Source organism: Embleya sp. NPDC050154, from assembly GCF_044460165.1.
Lineage (GTDB): Bacteria > Actinomycetota > Actinomycetes > Streptomycetales > Streptomycetaceae > Embleya.
In genome coordinates this window covers 109,376-125,790 of sequence record NZ_JBITJP010000021.1, presented here as the reverse complement: position 1 = coordinate 125,790, position 16,415 = coordinate 109,376, and the positions used below count along the sequence as shown (strand labels likewise).

Annotated in this window: 17 protein-coding genes and 1 pseudogene; 7 read left to right on the top strand and 11 right to left on the bottom strand. The window is 72.3% G+C overall.

Features of this window, described 5'->3' with window-relative positions; translation table 11 throughout:
- The first annotated feature begins 13 nt into the window (after positions 1–13).
- The 3 genes from ACIBSV_RS35585 (at position 14) to ACIBSV_RS35575 (ending at position 2,549) form a co-directional block, all read left to right on the top strand.
- Entirely contained in the window at positions 14–1,288 is a 1,275-nt protein-coding gene (locus ACIBSV_RS35585) for a magnesium transporter MgtE N-terminal domain-containing protein (protein WP_395870538.1), read from the top strand.
- Positions 1,278–1,862: a DUF1003 domain-containing protein gene (locus tag ACIBSV_RS35580; protein WP_395870536.1), complete on the top strand. Its 585-nt coding sequence runs from the start codon at positions 1,278–1,280 to the stop codon at positions 1,860–1,862. The genes ACIBSV_RS35585 and ACIBSV_RS35580 overlap by 11 nt, the downstream gene beginning before the upstream one ends.
- Before the next feature lie 102 nt (positions 1,863–1,964).
- Positions 1,965–2,549: a TetR/AcrR family transcriptional regulator gene (locus tag ACIBSV_RS35575; protein WP_395870534.1), complete on the top strand. Its 585-nt coding sequence runs from the start codon at positions 1,965–1,967 to the stop codon at positions 2,547–2,549.
- On the opposite strand, the gene ACIBSV_RS35570 is transcribed toward ACIBSV_RS35575, so the two are convergent.
- The 3 genes and pseudogenes from ACIBSV_RS35570 to ACIBSV_RS35560 form a co-directional block, all read right to left on the bottom strand.
- Positions 2,521–3,762, bottom strand: coding sequence for a benzoate/H(+) symporter BenE family transporter (locus ACIBSV_RS35570; RefSeq protein WP_395870532.1), 1,242 nt, complete (start codon positions 3,760–3,762; stop codon positions 2,521–2,523). The two genes, ACIBSV_RS35575 and ACIBSV_RS35570, sit on opposite strands and share 29 nt — an antisense overlap.
- 20 nt (positions 3,763–3,782) lie before the next feature.
- Positions 3,783–4,258: pseudogene (locus tag ACIBSV_RS35565) on the bottom strand (macro domain-containing protein).
- Positions 4,259–4,303: 45 nt separating this feature from the next.
- On the bottom strand, positions 4,304–5,215 hold the full coding sequence (locus ACIBSV_RS35560) for an amidohydrolase family protein (protein ID WP_395870530.1): 912 nt from the start codon (positions 5,213–5,215) through the stop codon (positions 4,304–4,306).
- A gap of 74 nt (positions 5,216–5,289) precedes the next feature.
- Between ACIBSV_RS35560 and ACIBSV_RS35555 the strand changes: the two genes are divergently transcribed.
- The gene (locus ACIBSV_RS35555; RefSeq protein ID WP_395870528.1) at positions 5,290–6,438 is read left to right on the top strand and encodes an Mrp/NBP35 family ATP-binding protein; all 1,149 of its coding nucleotides are present in this window, start codon (positions 5,290–5,292) and stop codon (positions 6,436–6,438) included.
- Between the two features lie 132 nt (positions 6,439–6,570).
- On the opposite strand, the gene ACIBSV_RS35550 is transcribed toward ACIBSV_RS35555, so the two are convergent.
- The 5 genes from ACIBSV_RS35550 to sigE all read right to left on the bottom strand — a co-directional run bounded on the left by ACIBSV_RS35550 (position 6,571) and on the right by sigE (position 11,575).
- The gene (locus ACIBSV_RS35550; RefSeq protein WP_395870526.1) at positions 6,571–7,215 is read right to left on the bottom strand and encodes a hypothetical protein; all 645 of its coding nucleotides are present in this window, start codon (positions 7,213–7,215) and stop codon (positions 6,571–6,573) included.
- Between the two features lie 299 nt (positions 7,216–7,514).
- A complete protein-coding gene (locus ACIBSV_RS35545; RefSeq protein ID WP_395870524.1) occupies positions 7,515–7,949 on the bottom strand; it encodes a sec-independent translocase in 435 nt (144 codons plus the stop codon).
- A gap of 164 nt (positions 7,950–8,113) precedes the next feature.
- Positions 8,114–9,931 carry a trypsin-like peptidase domain-containing protein gene (locus tag ACIBSV_RS35540; protein ID WP_395870522.1) on the bottom strand — a complete coding sequence of 606 codons (1,818 nt, stop codon included), beginning with the start codon at positions 9,929–9,931 and terminating at the stop codon, positions 8,114–8,116.
- Positions 9,932–10,232: 301 nt separating this feature from the next.
- The gene (locus ACIBSV_RS35535) at positions 10,233–10,853 is read right to left on the bottom strand and encodes an anti-sigma factor family protein (RefSeq protein ID WP_395870520.1); all 621 of its coding nucleotides are present in this window, start codon (positions 10,851–10,853) and stop codon (positions 10,233–10,235) included.
- A gap of 104 nt (positions 10,854–10,957) precedes the next feature.
- The gene (gene sigE / locus ACIBSV_RS35530; RefSeq protein ID WP_052174094.1) at positions 10,958–11,575 is read right to left on the bottom strand and encodes an RNA polymerase sigma factor SigE; all 618 of its coding nucleotides are present in this window, start codon (positions 11,573–11,575) and stop codon (positions 10,958–10,960) included.
- A 325-nt stretch (positions 11,576–11,900) separates the two neighbouring features.
- Here sigE and ACIBSV_RS35525 point away from each other — a divergent pair, with 325 nt between their 5' ends.
- Positions 11,901–12,587 carry an O-methyltransferase gene (locus ACIBSV_RS35525; RefSeq protein ID WP_395870518.1) on the top strand — a complete coding sequence of 229 codons (687 nt, stop codon included), beginning with the start codon at positions 11,901–11,903 and terminating at the stop codon, positions 12,585–12,587.
- A gap of 106 nt (positions 12,588–12,693) precedes the next feature.
- On the opposite strand, the gene ACIBSV_RS35520 is transcribed toward ACIBSV_RS35525, so the two are convergent.
- Positions 12,694–12,861, bottom strand: coding sequence for a DUF3117 domain-containing protein (locus tag ACIBSV_RS35520; protein WP_078976897.1), 168 nt, complete (start codon positions 12,859–12,861; stop codon positions 12,694–12,696).
- Between the two features lie 304 nt (positions 12,862–13,165).
- On the opposite strand from ACIBSV_RS35520, the gene ACIBSV_RS35515 reads away from it, so the two are divergent.
- Positions 13,166–13,963 carry an enoyl-CoA hydratase/isomerase family protein gene (locus tag ACIBSV_RS35515; RefSeq protein WP_395870516.1) on the top strand — a complete coding sequence of 266 codons (798 nt, stop codon included), beginning with the start codon at positions 13,166–13,168 and terminating at the stop codon, positions 13,961–13,963.
- A 103-nt stretch (positions 13,964–14,066) separates the two neighbouring features.
- Here ACIBSV_RS35515 and ACIBSV_RS35510 read toward each other — a convergent pair whose 3' ends face one another.
- Positions 14,067–14,645: a DNA-3-methyladenine glycosylase I gene (locus ACIBSV_RS35510; protein ID WP_395870514.1), complete on the bottom strand. Its 579-nt coding sequence runs from the start codon at positions 14,643–14,645 to the stop codon at positions 14,067–14,069.
- On the bottom strand, positions 14,642–15,361 hold the full coding sequence (locus tag ACIBSV_RS35505) for a DivIVA domain-containing protein (protein ID WP_395870512.1): 720 nt from the start codon (positions 15,359–15,361) through the stop codon (positions 14,642–14,644). Before ACIBSV_RS35505 ends, ACIBSV_RS35510 begins: the two co-directional genes overlap by 4 nt.
- Positions 15,362–15,567: 206 nt before the next feature.
- Here ACIBSV_RS35505 and folP point away from each other — a divergent pair, with 206 nt between their 5' ends.
- Positions 15,568–16,380 (top strand): dihydropteroate synthase, encoded by an 813-nt coding sequence (folP, locus tag ACIBSV_RS35500; RefSeq protein ID WP_395870670.1) that lies wholly within the window; start codon positions 15,568–15,570, stop codon positions 16,378–16,380.
- Positions 16,381–16,415 lie beyond the last annotated feature (35 nt).

Genomic DNA, 16,415 nt, shown 5'->3' with positions numbered 1-16,415 from the left:
GAGGGACCACGGCATGGGTGCGTCATCCGGGCGGGTGTTCATCTCGCACCTGGCGGGCGTGGCCGTGTTCGACCCCAACGGCGACCACGTCGGCCGGCTGCGCGACGTGGTGGTGATGCTGCGCACCGCCCAGCTCCCCCCGCGCGTGCTCGGCCTGGTCGTCGAGGTGGCCACCCGTCGGCGGATCTTCGTCCCGATGACCCGGGTGACCAGCGTGGAGACCGGCGAGGTGATCACCACCGGGCTGGTCAACATGCGCCGCTTCGAGCAACGGCCGAGCGAGACGCTGGTGCTCGCCGAGATGCTCGATCGCCGGGTGAGCCTGGCCGAGACCGACGAGCCGGTGACCGTGCTGGACGTCGCGATGGCGCTCGGACGCGGTCGCGACTGGCTGATCTCCAAGCTCTTCGTGCAAAAGGGCGGCACCTCCGGCCTGCGCCGGCGACGCGGCGAGACGATCACCGTGGACTGGAACGCGGTGGTCGGTTTCGAGCGCCCCGAGGACCAGCAGGGCGCGGCCAACCTGCTCGCCACCTTCGAGCAGTTGCGGCCCGCCGACCTGGCGAACGTGCTGCACAACCTCTCCGCCAAGCGCCGCGCCGAGGTGGCCGCGGCGCTCGACGACGACCGGCTCGCGGACGTGCTGGAGGAACTGCCCGAGGACGACCAGGTGGAGATCCTGGGCCAGCTCCAGGAGGAGCGCGCGGCCGACGTGCTGGAGGCGATGGACCCGGACGACGCGGCCGACCTGATCTCCGAGCTGCCCGAGGACACCGCGGAACGCCTGCTCGGCCTGATGGAGCCGGAGGAGGCCGAGGACGTGCGCCGGCTGCTGACCTACGTCGAGGACACCGCCGGCGGCATGATGACCACCGAGCCGATCGTGCTCGAACCCGGCGCCACCATCGCCGAGGCGCTCGCCCACGTGCGCAACGCCGACCTCTCGCCGGCCCTGGCCAGTCAGGTCTACGTGTGCCGGCCGCCGACCGAGACGCCGACCGGGAAGTACCTGGGCACGGTGCACTTCCAGCGCTTGTTGCGCGATCCGCCGTTCACCCTGGTCGGCGCGGTGCTGGACACCGACCTGATGCCGCTGCGCCCGGACACCCCGCTCGCCGAGGTGACCAGCTTCCTGGCCGCGTACAACATGGTCGCGGCGCCGGTGGTGGACGAGGACGACCACCTGCTCGGCGCGGTCACCGTCGACGACGTGCTCGACCATCTGCTGCCCGAGGACTGGCGCGAGGGCGCCATACACGGAGACGGGGGTGTCCGCCGTGGCTCGTGAGAGCACGAGCGCCGACAAGCGCCGCCGCCCGCGCCTGGATCAACCGCGCGATCCGGGGCGGCGTCCGCTGCTGCCCGCGTACGACCCGGAGGCGTTCGGCCGGTTCTCCGAGCGGATCGCCCGTTTCCTGGGCACCGGTCGGTTCCTGGTCTACATGACCGCCACGGTGATCGTGTGGATCGGCTGGAACATCTTCGTGCCGCCGGCGCTGCGCTTCGACGAGTACCCGTTCATCTTCCTGACCCTGGCACTGTCCCTCCAGGCGTCCTACGCGGCGCCGCTGATCCTGCTCGCGCAGAACAGGCAGGACGACCGGGACCGGGTCAACCTGGAGCAGGACCGGGCCCGCAACGAGCGCAACATCGCCGACACCGAATATCTGACCCGCGAGGTCGCGGCACTGCGGATCGCCCTCGGCGAGGTCGCCACCCGGGACTTCCTGCGTTCGGAACTCCAGTCCATGCTCAAGGAGTTGGACGAGCGACGGGAGACCGACGGGTGGCTGATGGGACGCGACGTCACCGACGCGCACCTGACCCGGCAGCAGCCGCCGCCGGACCCGGAACATCCCTGAGCCGGCACCGGATCCGGGTCGACGGCGGGGTCGAACTTCTTCATACACGCGTATGAGTCACTTGTGTAAGACATTTGTCTAATCCCCGGTTACCATCGCCCCATGGGACACCGCGAAGACCTGCTGGCCGGCGCCAAACGTTGTCTGTACGAGAAGGGCTACATGCGCACGACCGCGCGCGACATCGTCGCCGTGTCGGGCACCAACCTCGGATCGATCGGCTACCACTACGGGTCCAAGGACGCGCTGATGCAGCAGGCGCTGCTGGAGTCGATCAAGGAGTGGGGCAACGAGTTGAGCGCCGCGCTGGTCGACGCGGTCGGCGCCGAGTCCGCGCCGCTGGAGCGCTTCGAGGCGATCTGGACGCGGGTGATCGATCTGATGGAGTCGCACCGGATGATGTGGGCCGCCAACTTCGAGATCCTGGCCCACCTCGACGACCTGCCGGAGATCCACAAGGTGCTCGCCGCGGCGCAGGACGAGGGCCGGTCCGGGTTGGCCTCGGTGTTCCTGGGCGTGCCCGAGGAGGGCAACGAGCATCTGACCGGCACCGTCGGGGCGCTGTGTCAGGCGCTGCTGGTGGGCGTGGTCCGCCAGTGGATGCTCGCGCCGGAGGCCGCCCCGACCGGCCGTGATCTCGCCGAGGGCATGCGCTTGCTCATGGGCGGGAGCCGCGCCGCGGGCTGAACCGGCCCCAGGACAGCACCACGTGGGCCAGGACACCCGCGATCAGCCCCCAGAACGCGGATCCGATCCCGCCGATGGTGACCCCGGACGCGGTGGCCAGGAAGGTGATCAGCGCCGCCTCGCGGTGCTCGTCGTCGGCCATCGCGCCGGTGAGGCCGCTCGCCAGCGCGCCGAACAGCGCGACGCCCGCGACCGCGGCCACCAGTTCCTTGGGCAGGCCCGCGAACAGCGCGACCAGCGTCGACCCGAACATGCCCACGATCAGATAGAAGACCCCGCACGAGACCCCCGCGACGTAACGCCTGCGGGGGTCGTGGTGCGCCTCGGGGCCGGTGCAGATCGCCGCGGTGATCGCGGCCAGGTTGATCGCGTGCGACCCGAACGGCGCGAGCAGCGTGGACACCGCCCCGGTCGAGCCGATCAGCACCCGGTCGTTCGGCGTGTAGCCGGACGCGGCCAGCACCCCCATCCCGGGCGCGTTCTGGGACGCGAGGGTGGCCACCAGGAGCGGCACCGCGATGCCGATCAGGGCCGGCACCGACAGGTGCGGCGTGGTCCACTCCGGGCGGGCGATCTCGAACGCCTCGATCCGCACGTGCAACCGCGACGTCGCCGCCGAGCAGGCCACCCCGACCACGAGCGCGACGAGCACCGCGTAGCGCGGGAGGAAGCGCTTGGCGAGCAGGTAGCCGAGCAGCACGCCGCCGGCTGTCCAGGGCGCGGACTTGACCGAGGTGAACACCCCGGTGCCGAACGAGAACAGGATCCCGGCCAGCATCGCGGACACCACGGCGGCGGGCACCCGCCGCATCAGTCGGCCGAACACGCCGGTCACCCCGATCACGGTGATCAGCACACCGGTGACCACGAACGCGCCGATCGCCTCGGGGTAGGAGTACGACCCCAGGCTGGTCACCAACAGCGCGGCGCCCGGCGTGGACCACGCGGTGACGATCGGCATCCTGGTGTACAGGCTCAGCCCCAGGCAGGTCAGCCCGCTGCCGAGGGACAGTGCCCAGACCCACGAACCGGTCTGCTCCCGGGTCAGCCCGCCCGCCGAGGCCGCGGACAGCACGATCACCAGCGGCCCCGAGTAGGACACCAGCACCGCGATCAGGCCGGCGAGCACGGCCGAGAAGGACGCGTCCCGCCACAGGCTCGGCCTGCCCGCCGCCGGCGCCGGCTTCGTGTCCGTCGTGGTTCGCGTAGTCACCGGGCGCCTCGCCTCGTGGTTCAGTCGTGGTCGTAGACGGTGACCGGGACACCGCACGCGCTCAACCGTTCCAGGACGAGCGGCTCCACCCTGCCCCAGTTGCCCCCGGCCAGACCACAGCCGATTCGCGGCATGTGGACCGAGGCACCCAGTTCCAGGGCCCGGCGCCCGACTTCGGCCAACGCCCGGTCGATCGCGTCGTAGCGCACCGGCGGCCCTTGCTGCCGGTACGCATCCCGTGCCGGCCGATCATGTTGGCCACCCACAGGTGGGTGTCGACCCGGACCGGACGCACCGCGCCCAGCCCGAAGTCGTTCCCGGCCCGCTCGCGATGCCAGTGCCGATAGTCGGCCTCCGGCTCGGACCAGCGCCGGGACAGCGCGAGCACGAAGCCCTTGCCCCAGCCGCCCTGGTCGTTGCACACGTGCGCGATCACCTTGACGCCCTTGCCCACGGGCGTGGTGGCGTCTCCTCGGACATACGTGACGGTCGCCATGCGCGGCAACGTAGCCGTCCGCGCCGACGCGCCGGCAATCGTTTCCTACGACCGGCGGTGGGCTCGACCGGAGAGCCCCGCGGCGAACAGCCGGGCCGCGTTGTCGTGGCAGACCGCCCGCAGCCAGTCGTCGCCCAGGTCGAGCCCGGCCAGCGCGTCGAGCCCGTGCGCGTAGCCGTACGGGATGTTCGGGAAGTCGCTGCCCCACAGGATCCGGTCCCCCACGTCCCGCAACCGGGAGCGATCGGCGGGCGGGAAGGGCGTGAACTCCTCGACGAAGTCGGTGAAGGCCATCGTGGTGTCCAGGTGCACCCCCGGGTAGCGGTCCGCGAGGTCGAGGAACGCGCCGTACTCCGGCATCCCCATGTGCGCGACGATCAGCCGCAGCCGGGGGTGCCGGGCCAGCACCCGGGCGATCGGCTCGGGCCCGGTGTGCGCGCCCGGCACCGGCCCGGACCCGCAGTGCGCGACCACCGGCACCCCGGCGTCCGCGAGCGTGCCCCACACGTCCTCCAGCAGCGGATCGGTCGGATCCCACCCGCCGACCTGGACGTGCGCCTTGAACACCACCGCACCCGCGTCGATCGCCTCGCGCACGTATTTCGCCGCGCCCGCCTCCGCGAAGAAGGTCGCGGTGTGCAGGCAGTCCGGCGTACGGTCGGCGAACTCGCGCGCCCACGCGTTCAGCCACGCGGCCATCTCGGGCTTGTGCGGATAGAGCATCGACGTGAACGCCGAGACGCCGAACCGGCGCAGCGTGGCGACCCGTTCGTCCTCGTCCAGCCGGTAGGTGATCGGCCACGGCCGGCCGAGCAGCGGACCGGCCGCGTCGAAGTACGCCCACACCTTGTCCAGCACGCGCCCCGGCATGAAGTGCGTGTGCACGTCGATCAGCGACGCCAGGCCCAGCTCCCGGCGGAAGCCGGCCACGCGCGTCTCCTCGGCCACCGTCGTCACACGGCCACCTCCCCATTCGGCTCGGAGGTCGATGCTCTCAAAGAGTTTTTCCGAGGGCGTCGTAAGCTCACGGTATGGCTTCTGCAACCCTGCCCTCGGCGGACGACGTCCAGGATGCGCTGGCGACCGTCCAGGACCCCGAGATCCACCGGCCCATCACCGAACTGGGCATGGTCAAATCCGTCGAGATCCACGCCGACGGGCGGGTCGCGGTCGGGGTGTACCTGACCGTCAGCGGCTGCCCGATGCGCGAGACGATCATCAGCCGGGTCGAGACCGCGGTCGGCGCGCTGCCCGGCGTCACCTCGGTCGGGGTCGAGCTGGACGTGATGAGCGACGCGCAGCGCAAGGAACTCGCGAGCAACCTGCGCGGCGGTCAGGCCGAGCGCGAGGTGCCGTTCGCCCAACCCGGTTCGCTCACCCGCGTATACGCGGTGGCCTCCGGCAAGGGCGGCGTGGGCAAGTCGTCGGTGACCGTGAACCTGGCCGCCTCGATGGTCGCGCAGGGGCTCAAGGTCGGCGTCGTGGATGCGGACATCTACGGCCACTCGGTGCCGCGCATGCTCGGCACGGAGGGCAAGCCCACCCAGGTCGAGAACATGATCATGCCGCCGTCCGCGTCCGGCGTGAAGGTCATCTCGATCGGCATGTTCACCCCGGGCAACACTCCGGTGGTCTGGCGCGGTCCGATGTTGCACCGCGCGCTCCAGCAGTTCCTCGCCGACGTCTACTGGGGCGACCTGGACGTGCTGCTGCTCGACCTGCCGCCGGGCACCGGCGACATCGCCATCTCGGTCGCCCAGTTGGTGCCGAACGCGGAGATCCTGGTGGTGACCACGCCGCAGCAGGCCGCCGCCGAGGTCGCCGAGCGCGCGGGCACCATCGCGGTGGAGACCCGCCAGACCATCGCCGGTGTGATCGAGAACATGGCCGGCCTGCCCTGCCCGCACTGCGGCGAGATGGTCGACGTGTTCGGCTCCGGCGGCGGTCAGCGGGTCGCGGACGGCCTGTCCGCGGCCACCGGCACCAAGGTCCCGCTGCTGGGTTCGATCCCGATCGACACCCGGCTGCGCGAGGGCGGCGACACCGGCAAGCCGGTCGTGATCGACGCGCCGCAGTCGCCCGCGGCCGTCGCGCTCGCCGCGATCGCGGCCAAGCTCGGCGGACGCGAGCGCGGTCTCTCCGGCCTCCAACTCGGCCTGACCCCGCTGCGCAATTTCTAGAGGACGTGTCCCGGGGCCCGCGCCACGATGCCCGGCACGGCTTCGGCCCGGCCGGGCATCGCGCTCCACCGCGATGATCCCGGGGTCACGCGCGGCCGGTCCCGCGCGTGCCCCCGGGATCATCGCCGCGGTTCACGAATCCGGCCTCGCGTAGCTGCTCAGGTCCACCGAGCGGGACAGGCCCAGGCCGTACGCGCTCGCGCCGCGGCCGTACACCCCGATGTAGACGCCCGCGCTCTCGCCCGCGAGCACCCAGCCGTAGGCCGACTCCCGGTAGCGGAACCGCGAGGGCACCCCGTCCACCGGGATGGCCAGGTCCGTCCACCCCGATCCGGTCAGATTGTCGGACAGGTCCCAGGCGATGTTGGTCTGCTGATCCAGCCACTCCGCGCGGGTCGTGCGGTCCAACTGCCACGGCCAACTCTCCGCGAGCAACGCCACCCCTGCGAGTGACGCCGCGCTCGACTTCGAGGTGGCCTCCATCTGCCCCGTACCGTCCCCGGCCGGCCGCTTGGGCCGCTGCGGGACGGTCACCACGGACACGAACCGTCGGGGTGTCGGATCACCGGGCCGCCGGCTGGGCAGATCGCCGTGGCCGAGCGTGCCGTACTCGATCGCGCCTCGGCCCCTGCACACCGACGACAACCAACGCCGCCCGTTCCAGCCCTCGTCCAGGCCGTACCAGGGGAAGTCCGCGCCCAGGTATTCCGCCAGCAGGTCGGGCTTGCCGGCCTCGTCGGCGGGCAACGCCTCGCCCGCGTGGCTGATTGTGTCCATGCTCCGCCTCAGGTCCTCTCACGCGGCGCGACGGCGCCGCCGGCTGCCTCGGTATGCCATGTCCGGGGCCCACCTCTCCCGGCGACTTCCGGGTGGACCGTCCGTCCGATACATGTATCCGCCGAGTCACCGACCACACACCGCCCGTGTACTCCGGAAGCCATACTGCCCGAATGCGCGCGTGCCCCCGCACCGTGTCGGGCCGGGAAGGGGCGGGAATCGGCGACGGCGCGCGGCGTCGTTCGAACCCGCGTCGGGGCGACGGCGACCGAGGTGTGTCCCGGGCGTCGCGCCGGCGATCAGGTCGCGTCGGCGTCGTACGGCGGGCGCTCGCCGGGCTCGACCCGAGGGGCGGCGGTGTTCTTGTGCAGCGAGGGCGGGCTGTACGAGGTGTCCGGCACGTCCGGGTCGTACGGGCTGCCGCTCGCCAGGCCCTTGATGTCCTCGAAGTCCTTGCCGAGCGAGTCGCGCAGTTCCTTGATGCCCAGGTCGTCGCCGTCGCCCATCAGGTTCTTGCGGACGAAGGTCTTGGGGTTGAGGTCCTCGAGGTGCATGTCCTGGAACTCCGGACCGAGTTCCTTCTTCAGGTCCGCTCGGGCCCCGGAGGAGAACTCGCGGAACTTGCGAATGGTGCGGGCCACGTCGCCGATCATCTTCGGCAACTTCTCGGGACCGAAGATCACGATCGCGAGGATGACGAGCGCGACCATCTCGGGTGCACCGACGTCGAACACCTGGACTCCACGAGATTGCGCGAGGGGGTTCGGTCGGGCGACCGAACCCCCTCAGAGTAGTCGTCGGCCCCGGAAGCGGAAGGTGGCGGCCGGCATCGAACCCGGTGTTTGCGGCCTATCCCCCGAAGATGTGTTCGTCCGGACATCCGTACGTCATGTCCGGGTCATCCGGCTTCGAGGGTCATGTCGACCGTGCGCTCGGTCCCGTCCCGCTCGATGGTGAGCTTGACCACCGCACCGGGCGCCTTGGACCGGATCGCCACGATCAACTCGTTGGCGTCGTGCACCTTGCGGCCGTCGATCGCCTTGATCACGTCGCCCGGCTTGAGCCCGGCCCGCTCGGCCGGCCCGCCCGCCCGGATCGGCGGCGCGCCCTTGACGTCCTGCGGCGCGATCCGCGCACCGTCACCCTGGTACGCGACATCCAATGTGACGCCGATCACCGGGTGCGAGGCCTTGCCGGTGTCGATCAACTGCTGCGCGACCCGACGCGCCTGGTTGATCGGGATGGCGAAGCCGAGGCCGATGCTGCCCGCCTCCTGCTGGGCCCCGAACGGATTGCCCTGCCCGCCGCCGGCCGAGCGGATCGCCGAGTTGATCCCGATCACCGCGCCCGCCGCGTCGATCAGCGGACCGCCCGAGTTGCCGGGGTTGATCGGCGCGTCGGTCTGCAACGCGCTGATGTAGGACACGTCGCTGCCCGAGGTGCCCGCGCTGACCGCGCGGTCCTTGGCGCTGATGATCCCGGAGGTGACGGTTCCCTCCAGGTTGAACGGCGCGCCGATGGCGATCACCGGGTCGCCGACCTGGACGCCGTCGGAGTTGCCCAGCGGCAGCGGGTGCAGCCCCTGAACGCCGGACACCCGGATCACCGCGAGGTCGTAGCCGGTGTCCCGGCCGACCAGGGTCGCCGAGGTCTGCTGGCCGTCGTTGAAGGTCACGGTGATCGTGCCGCCGGACGCGCCCGCCTCGACCACGTGGTTGTTGGTCAGGATGTCGCCGGCCGTGTCCAGCACGAAGCCGGTGCCGGTGGCCTCGCCGCGGCCGGTCTTGGTGTGGATGTACACCACCCCCGGCAGCGTGCGGCCCGCGAGTCCGGCGATGGTGTCCTTGCCCCGCGCGGGGCCGGTCGGGGGTGGGTCGCCGAGGCGGACCTTGGTGTCGTGGCGATCCGCGATCCAGGCGCCGATGCCGCCGCCGAACAGCCCGGCCACCAGCGCGAGAACCGCGGCCCACACGATCAGCCGGCGGCCGTAGCGCTTGCCGAGGTCCTCCGTGGGCCCGCCGGCACCGGTCATGTCCCCCGGCACCGAATAGCCGTACGGCACGGCCTGATAAGGCGTGTAGGCCGCCTGCGGGGCGTACGAGGGGTACGGCCCGTAGGGCCCGTAGCCCGGATGTGCCGTGCCCGGGTGTGTCCCGTAGCCACCGGCCTGCCCCGGCCACGGCCGGGTCGGCGCCCCGGCGGGCGGTGGCGGCTGCGGGGGCGGCGCGAAGGGGTCGTAGGCCGGATCGTCCGCGCTCGGGATCTCGGCGGTGCCGTGTACGACCGGCACCTCGGCGGTGACCGCCTCCCGGACATCCGGGACGGGCGGCCCGAACGCGGCCGGCTCGGTGGTGGGATCGGCCGCCGGCTCGGCGACCGGCTCGGCCGGATCCGCCGGCGCGGAAGACCCGGCCGCGGCCGGGGCGCCGCCGGTCGCGGGCGGCTCGGCCGCGACCGGCGACGGGCGGGTCGGGAACGCGGCGGGCTCCGCGTCGGGGCCACGCTCGACCGAAGGCTTCGGCGGGGTCTCGGCCGGGACCTCGGGGGTCCGGTCGGCCTCGGCGGATCGATCCGGCGCGGGCTCCTCCCGCCGCCGCGAGGGCGGTGTCCCGGTCGGGAAGGCCGCCGGTTCGGCGTCGTGATCGGGTCCCGGTCCGGCCGGCGCGTCGTCACCTCGCGGCGGCTCCGCTCCCCCGCGGCCGTATACGTCGCTCATCGTGTGCCTTCCTACCGCTCCCGGTGTGCCGAACACCTGCTGCTTCCACGGCACGGCCACAGTCTTGCGCGTGCCGGTCGGTGTCGTCCCGGCGGCAGTGGATACCCGCCCCGCCGCGTCGCACGCGCGACCCGCCGAACGTACCGGCCCCACCCGGCCCGCGCCGCGGACCGGGCCTGCGGCGAATCGTTCCCGCTCGGCCCGGCCCGGCGCACGAACACGTGACGAACGCGTGTCCGGACAGGCTCCGGACACGCGTGACGCCCCGCCGGGCCGACGAGCCGGCCCGGCGCGGGCGAATTCAGCGCCGGGCGTCGACCGGCTGGATCGGGACCGTCAACTGCGTCCCGGCCAGCACCGGCGCGGGACGCCGCGACGCCGAGCCCGCGGGCAGGGCGGTCGTGGTGGCGGCCTGCTCCACGAGATAACGCTCCACGGCCGGGGCCGCGGGGCGTCCCTCGGTACCGCCGCTGGTCCCGCCCGGCACGAACGCGCTGCTGAGCGCGACGGCCATCATCGAGAACGCGCCCGCGGCGGCGAACGTCAACCGACGCCGACTCACCGGCGGGCGCACCCGCTCGGGCATGTTGCCGGGCCGACCGGCACGTGGACCGGTCGAGCGCGAGCGCGCACGTGCCGAGACCGCCGGTCGCCCGGCGGTCGGGAAGGTGAAGCGATCCCCCGACGCGGGCGGCGGAGGCGACGGTTGGTCGGGCTCGCCCATGGCCAGCAGCCGTGCCATCAGATCGTCCGACGGACCGGGCTGTCGCACCCTGCCGAGCAGTTGTTTCACCTGGCGCTGTTCCTCGGCCTCCACGCGACAGTCCGCGCATTCGGCGAGGTGCGCCAGCACCTTCTCCCGGGCCTCATGGCCCAGCTCACCGTCCACATAGGCGGCGAGTTTGTCCTCGAGGTGGCTCATGTCCCCACCTCGCATGCCCCACGTCGGGTCGCGGTGCGTCCCATCCGTGTCGCACTCACTACCCCCCTGCCCAAGCGGTCGCCGGGCTCACTGGTCACGGTCCCTCATCTCCGCACCGTGGTCCGGACCTCCGCAGCCGTCTCCTGGCCTGCCTTGTTCCGGGGAGCACGATGCCGCAGCGCCGCACGGAGCTGGGACCGGCCGCGGTGAATGCGGCTGCGCACGGTCCCGAGTTTCACTCCGAGCGTGGTGGCGATCTCCTCGTACGACAGGCCCTCGATGTCACACAGCACGACCGCGGCGCGGAACTCCGGGGCGAGGGCATCCAGCGCCTGCTGGACGTCCGCGTCCAGGTGGGCGTCGTCGTATGCCTGCGCGGGTGAGAGCTCACGACCGGCGAGGCGTTCGCCCGCGTCGTCGCCCAGACCCTCGAAGCGGATGCGCTGACGGCGCCGAACCATGTCGAGGAAAAGGTTCGTGGTGATGCGGTGCAGCCAACCCTCGAACGTGCCGGGCGTGTAGCTCGACAACGATCGGAACACTCGGACGAACACCTCTTGGGTGATGTCGTCCGCGTCGTGCGGGTTGCCGCTGAGGCGGTAGGCGAGCCGATAGACCCGAGCGGAGTGGGTTCGGACGATGTCCTCCCACGACGGCGGGACCCATTCGGCCTGGGCTGGGCTGCTGATTGCGTTTGCGGCTTCGGCCACGTGATCCGGCATCGGCGACGCGTCGCGGGTACAGGATTGTTCCCCGCGGTGGTCGACCACTGCCACACCTCCTCTTCCGAGTAGCGCAACCACCATAAGCGTCCTGCCTGTTAAGCCCGGATAAGGGCGCCGAGCCCACATCCGACCCACCTTCGGTGCCGCGAGACCACGAGCCTCGTGTTCACCTGTCTTCCGAGGGAGCCAACGAACCGCGCCCGGGCGCGGTTCCCCGATCCCGCACCGGTCGCTCGACGGATCTCGTCGCCGCCGCCCGCGCGCACTCGTGCGGCGCTCCCCGACCGGGCGGCCGAGCCCTCGGTAATACGCTTGCGCTCAGGTGGCCGCCTCGTCGGGACGCGTACGGGGGGCCGGGACAGAGGAGGAAGCCATTTCCGGCAATCGCCAGGCGAGCTGGGCGTTCGCGGAAGAGTACGTCGGCGAGGACGCCGTCCTCGCGGGCGCCCGCGCCCGCGCCCGGGAAGTCGGCGTGCTCCCGATAGGTCCCGGCGCCGGCGCCGCGCTGCGTTTCCTCGCGGCCGCGGTCGAGGCCAAGGCGGTCGCCGAGATCGGGACCGGGACCGGGGTCTCCGGGCTCTACCTGCTGCGCGGCATGCGCTCCGACGGCGTGCTCACCACGGTCGACGCCGACCCGGAGAACCAGCGCCTCGCCAAGGAGACCTTCACCGAGGCGGGCTTCCCCAGCGGACGCGCCCGCTTCATCCCCGGCCGCGCCCTGGAAGTGCTGCCCCGGCTCGCCGACGGCGGCTACGACCTGGTGTTCTGCGACGGCGACAAGCTGGAGTACCTGGACTACCTGGCCGAGGCGCTGCGGTTGCTGCGGCCCGGCGGCGTGGTGTGCTTCGACAACGCGCTCCTGCGCGACCGGGTGGCCGATCCGGCGCACCGGGACGCGGAGACCGCCGCGGTGCGCGACGTGCTGCGGGTGATCCGTGAGCACGAGTCGCTCGTGCCCGCCCTGCTCCCGGTCGGCGACGGCCTGCTGTGCGCGGCCCGTCGGAGTTGATCGACGCCGCCGGCGCATGCCGACGGCCCCGGTCCGGACATGAGTCTCCATGTCCGGACCGGGGCCGTCGCATCACGACTTTCGTCGAGGGCGTCGCCCCTGGGGGTCAGCCCACGGCGTTCTTCAGCGCCTCGCTCAGGGCACCGGCCTCATCGGCCGACAGCTCGACTACGAGCCGTCCACCGCCCTCAAGCGGAACGCGCATGACGATGCCCCGCCCTTCCTTGGTCACCTCGAGCGGGCCGTCGCCCGTCCGCGGCTTCATGGCCGCCATGCTCGTTCCCCTTCCTGCATATCGACGCACCGGTGCTCAAACCGGCCACCGGTCTTCGAGAGCATTGATCAGGGACCATTATCCCGCATCGAACGGTGGGGTGAGCAACATCGGGTCCCGTCGGCCTCTCGAACCACGTCCGTACGGCACTGAAATGAGATGGTCCGTCCCGGCTCCGCGCCGGCTCGATCCCGCCCCGGCAGTGAGCTGACGGTCCGTCAGGGCCGGGCGTGGGCACGGCACGGCGGTCCGGCATGCTGTGCACATCCCACCTGCGGAGATGGATCCGATGCGGAGGCAGGCCATGGCCGACAAGACCGACAATGTGCTCTACGAACTCGCCGACGGGGTCGCGACCGTCACGCTGAACCGCCCGGACGCGATGAACTCGCTCGACGAGCCGACCAAGATCGCTTTGCGCGACGCGGTGCTCCGCGCGGCCGAGGACCCCGCCGTCCGGGCCGTGCTGCTGACCGGCAGCGGTCGGGCGTTTTGTGCCGGCCAGGACCTCAAGGCGCACATCCGGCAGTTGGAGACCGGCCCCGAGGCCACCTTCGCCACCGTGCGCGAGCACTACAACCCGTTGGTGACCGCGCTGGCGACGATGGCCAAGCCGGTGGTCGCGGCGGTCAACGGCGTCGCCGCGGGGGCCGGCGCGGCGATCGCGTGGGCGTGCGACTTCCGGATCATGGCGGACACGGCCGGGTTCAACACCGCGTTCGCCGGGGTCGCGCTGACCGCCGACTCCGGCGCTTCCTGGACGCTGCCGCGCCTGGTCGGTCAGGCCAGGGCGGTCGAGCTGCTGATGTTGCCGCGCACCGTCAAGGCCGCCGAGGCGCTCGAACTGGGCCTGGCCAACCGAGTGGTCCCGGCCGACGAGGTCGTCGGCGCGGCCCGCGAACTGGCCCGCCGGCTGGCCGACGGCCCGACCGTGGCGCTGGCCGCGCTCAAGGAGTCGGTGGCCTTCGGCGCGTCCCACTCGCTGGTGGACACGCTCGCCAAGGAGGACGAGCTGCAACTGCGCGCGGGTGGCTCCGAGGACCACCGGATCGCGGTCGCGGCCTTCGTGGCCAAGGAGAAGCCGACCTTCGTCGGCCGCTGACCCCGGTGCCGGCGGCGCGGACCGCCGCGCGGACCCTCGGGTCGCGCACGACGGTCCGCGGTGTCGACGCGCGGACCGCTCTCGACGCCGCGGCCGGCCTCGTTCAGCGGGACACGCAGCCCTCGAGGTGGTCGTTGACCAGCCCGCAGGCCTGCATCAGCGCGTAGGCGGTGGTCGGGCCGACGAACCGGAAACCCTTGCGCTTGAGCTCCTTCGCCAGCGCGGTGGACTCGTCGGTGACCGCCGGTACGTCCGACAGGGCCGCGGGAGCCTTCCGGCGTCCGGAAGGTGCGAACGACCATACGAGCGCGTCCAGACCGCCTTGGAGGGCCTGCGCGGCGTGCGCGTTGGCGATCGCCGCGTCGATCTTGGCCCGATTGCGGATGATCCCCTCGTCGGCGAGCAGCCGAGCCCGATCCGCGTCGTCGAACCGCGCCACCCGGGCGATCGAGAAGTCCGCGAAAGCGGCCCGAAAGCCCGCCCGCCGACGCAGGATGGTCAGCCAGGACAGCCCGGACTGGAACGCCTCCAGGCACAACCGCTCGTACAGCCGGTCCTCGCCGTGCACCGGAACGCCCCACTCGGTGTCGTGGTAGGCCCGGTAGTCCTCGGGGCCGGACGCGCCCCACGGGCAGCGGGGCAACCCGTCCGGTCCCGCGATCGGACCGCCGACGACGGTCACGGCTTCGGGTCGCCCTTCGGCTCGGCGGTCGACTCCGCGGTCGACTCCGCGGTCGACTCCGCGGTCGACTCGGCGTCGCCGACCCGGTCGGCCGGAGCGTCCGCCGCGGCGCCCGGCTCGGTCGCCGCCTCGGCACTCGCCTCCGGGGTCTTCCCCGCGTCCGGCGTCTCGTCCCGCTTCGCGTCCGCGGTCTCGTCCCGCTGCTCGTTCGGACTCTCGTCCCGCGTCCCGTCCGCTTCGTCGACGGCCGCGGGCGCGGCCGGGGTCGGGGTCGACGTCGCGTCGGCGACGAGTTCGTCGGCCCGGTCCGGCTTCTCCAGGGACAGCGTGGTGCCCGACCCGCGCGGCGGCGGGGCGAGCCGGCCGGCGCCGACCGCGCTCGCGCCCGCGGTGGTCGCGCCCGGGACCGAGACGGTGAGCCCGGCCGGGGTGGTGCCGGTGATCTTGTACTCGAGCTCCAGGATGCGCGCGTCGCGTGCCGCGAGCTCGCCGGTGAGGCGGTCCAGGACCAGGTCGACCTCGCTCATCCGGTAGCCGCGGAAGACCACCGGGAACCGGATGTGGTCGACATCCGCGCTCGTGAGCGGGCGGTCGCCGGGCATCCGCAGCTCGGGCTGTTCGCGGTAGGCGTCGGGGAGGGAGCCACCCGCCCCGAGCACGACCGCGGCGATCACGAGGATCACCCCGGTCACCACGACAAGCTGGATCCAGAACACGGACGGCTCCCCTTCGACGGTGGTGCAGGTGCTGGCACGGGTGTCCGCTCCGGGCCGCTTCGGGAAGCCCCCGGGTCGTCGCACGGGACGATCGTGCCACGATCAGGGGGTCAGGTGGCACGTGCAGGGTGTGGGTAGCGGAGGTCGACGGGGTGACGACGCTGAGGCTGGGACGACGGGAGTTCGGCGGTGACGAGTTGGTGATCATGGCGATCGTCAACCGGACGCCGGACTCGTTTTTCGACAAGGGCGCGACGTTCGACGATCGACCCGCTCTGGACGCGGTCGAGCGCGCGGTCGCCGAGGGCGCGGGGATCGTGGACATCGGGGGTGTCAAGGCCGGTCCGGGGGCGGAGGTGGACGTCGCCGAGGAGATCCGCCGGACGGCGTCCTTCGTGGCCGAGGTCCGCCGCCGCCACCCCGACGTGGTGATCAGCGTCGACACCTGGCGACACGAGGTGGCCGAGGCGGTCTGCGAGGCGGGCGCGGACCTGATGAACGACGCGTGGGGCGGGGTGGACCCCAAGCTGGCCGAGGTGGCCGCGAAGTACGACGTGGGCATCGTGTGCACGCACGCCGGGCGGGCGCAGCCGCGCACCCGGCCGCACCGGATCGGCTACGTGGACGTGATGGAGGACATCCTGGACGTCACGGTCGGCCTGGCCGAGCGCGCCGCGCGGCTCGGGGTGCGCCGGGACGCGATCCTGATCGACCCCGGGCACGACTTCGGCAAGAACACCCGGCACTCGTTGGAGGCGACCCGCCGACTCGGCGAGATGGTCGACACCGGCTGGCCGGTGCTGGTCTCGCTGTCCAACAAGGACTTCGTCGGCGAGACGCTGGACAAGCCGGTGAACGAGCGCCTGCTCGGCACGCTGGCCACCACCGCGGTGAGCGCGTGGCTGGGCGCCCGGGTGTACCGCGCGCACCAGGTGGCGGAGACGCGGCAGGTGCTGGACATGGTGTCCTCGATCCACGGCACCCGGCAGCCCGCGGTGGCCCGGCGGGGACTGGCCTGACCCCCCGGGGGCCGCCCACGCGGCCCCCGGGAACG

What these genes read in the sequence shown, in the direction of transcription:
- ACIBSV_RS35585 (WP_395870538.1), top strand. Translation starts at nt 14, where the DNA reads ATGGGTGCGTCATCCGGGCGGGTGTTCATCTCGCACCTGGCGGGCGTG.
- ACIBSV_RS35575 (WP_395870534.1), top strand. Translation starts at nt 1,965, where the DNA reads ATGGGACACCGCGAAGACCTGCTGGCCGGCGCCAAACGTTGTCTGTAC.
- ACIBSV_RS35555 (WP_395870528.1), top strand. Translation starts at nt 5,290, where the DNA reads ATGGCTTCTGCAACCCTGCCCTCGGCGGACGACGTCCAGGATGCGCTG.
- ACIBSV_RS35550 (WP_395870526.1), bottom strand. Translation starts at nt 7,215, where the DNA reads ATGGACACAATCAGCCACGCGGGCGAGGCGTTGCCCGCCGACGAGGCC.
- ACIBSV_RS35540 (WP_395870522.1), bottom strand. Translation starts at nt 9,931, where the DNA reads ATGAGCGACGTATACGGCCGCGGGGGAGCGGAGCCGCCGCGAGGTGAC.
- ACIBSV_RS35535 (WP_395870520.1), bottom strand. Translation starts at nt 10,853, where the DNA reads ATGAGCCACCTCGAGGACAAACTCGCCGCCTATGTGGACGGTGAGCTG.
- sigE (WP_052174094.1), bottom strand. Translation starts at nt 11,575, where the DNA reads ATGCCGGATCACGTGGCCGAAGCCGCAAACGCAATCAGCAGCCCAGCC.
- ACIBSV_RS35520 (WP_078976897.1), bottom strand. Translation starts at nt 12,861, where the DNA reads ATGGCGGCCATGAAGCCGCGGACGGGCGACGGCCCGCTCGAGGTGACC.
- ACIBSV_RS35515 (WP_395870516.1), top strand. Translation starts at nt 13,166, where the DNA reads ATGGCCGACAAGACCGACAATGTGCTCTACGAACTCGCCGACGGGGTC.
- folP (WP_395870670.1), top strand. Translation starts at nt 15,568, where the DNA reads ATGGCGATCGTCAACCGGACGCCGGACTCGTTTTTCGACAAGGGCGCG.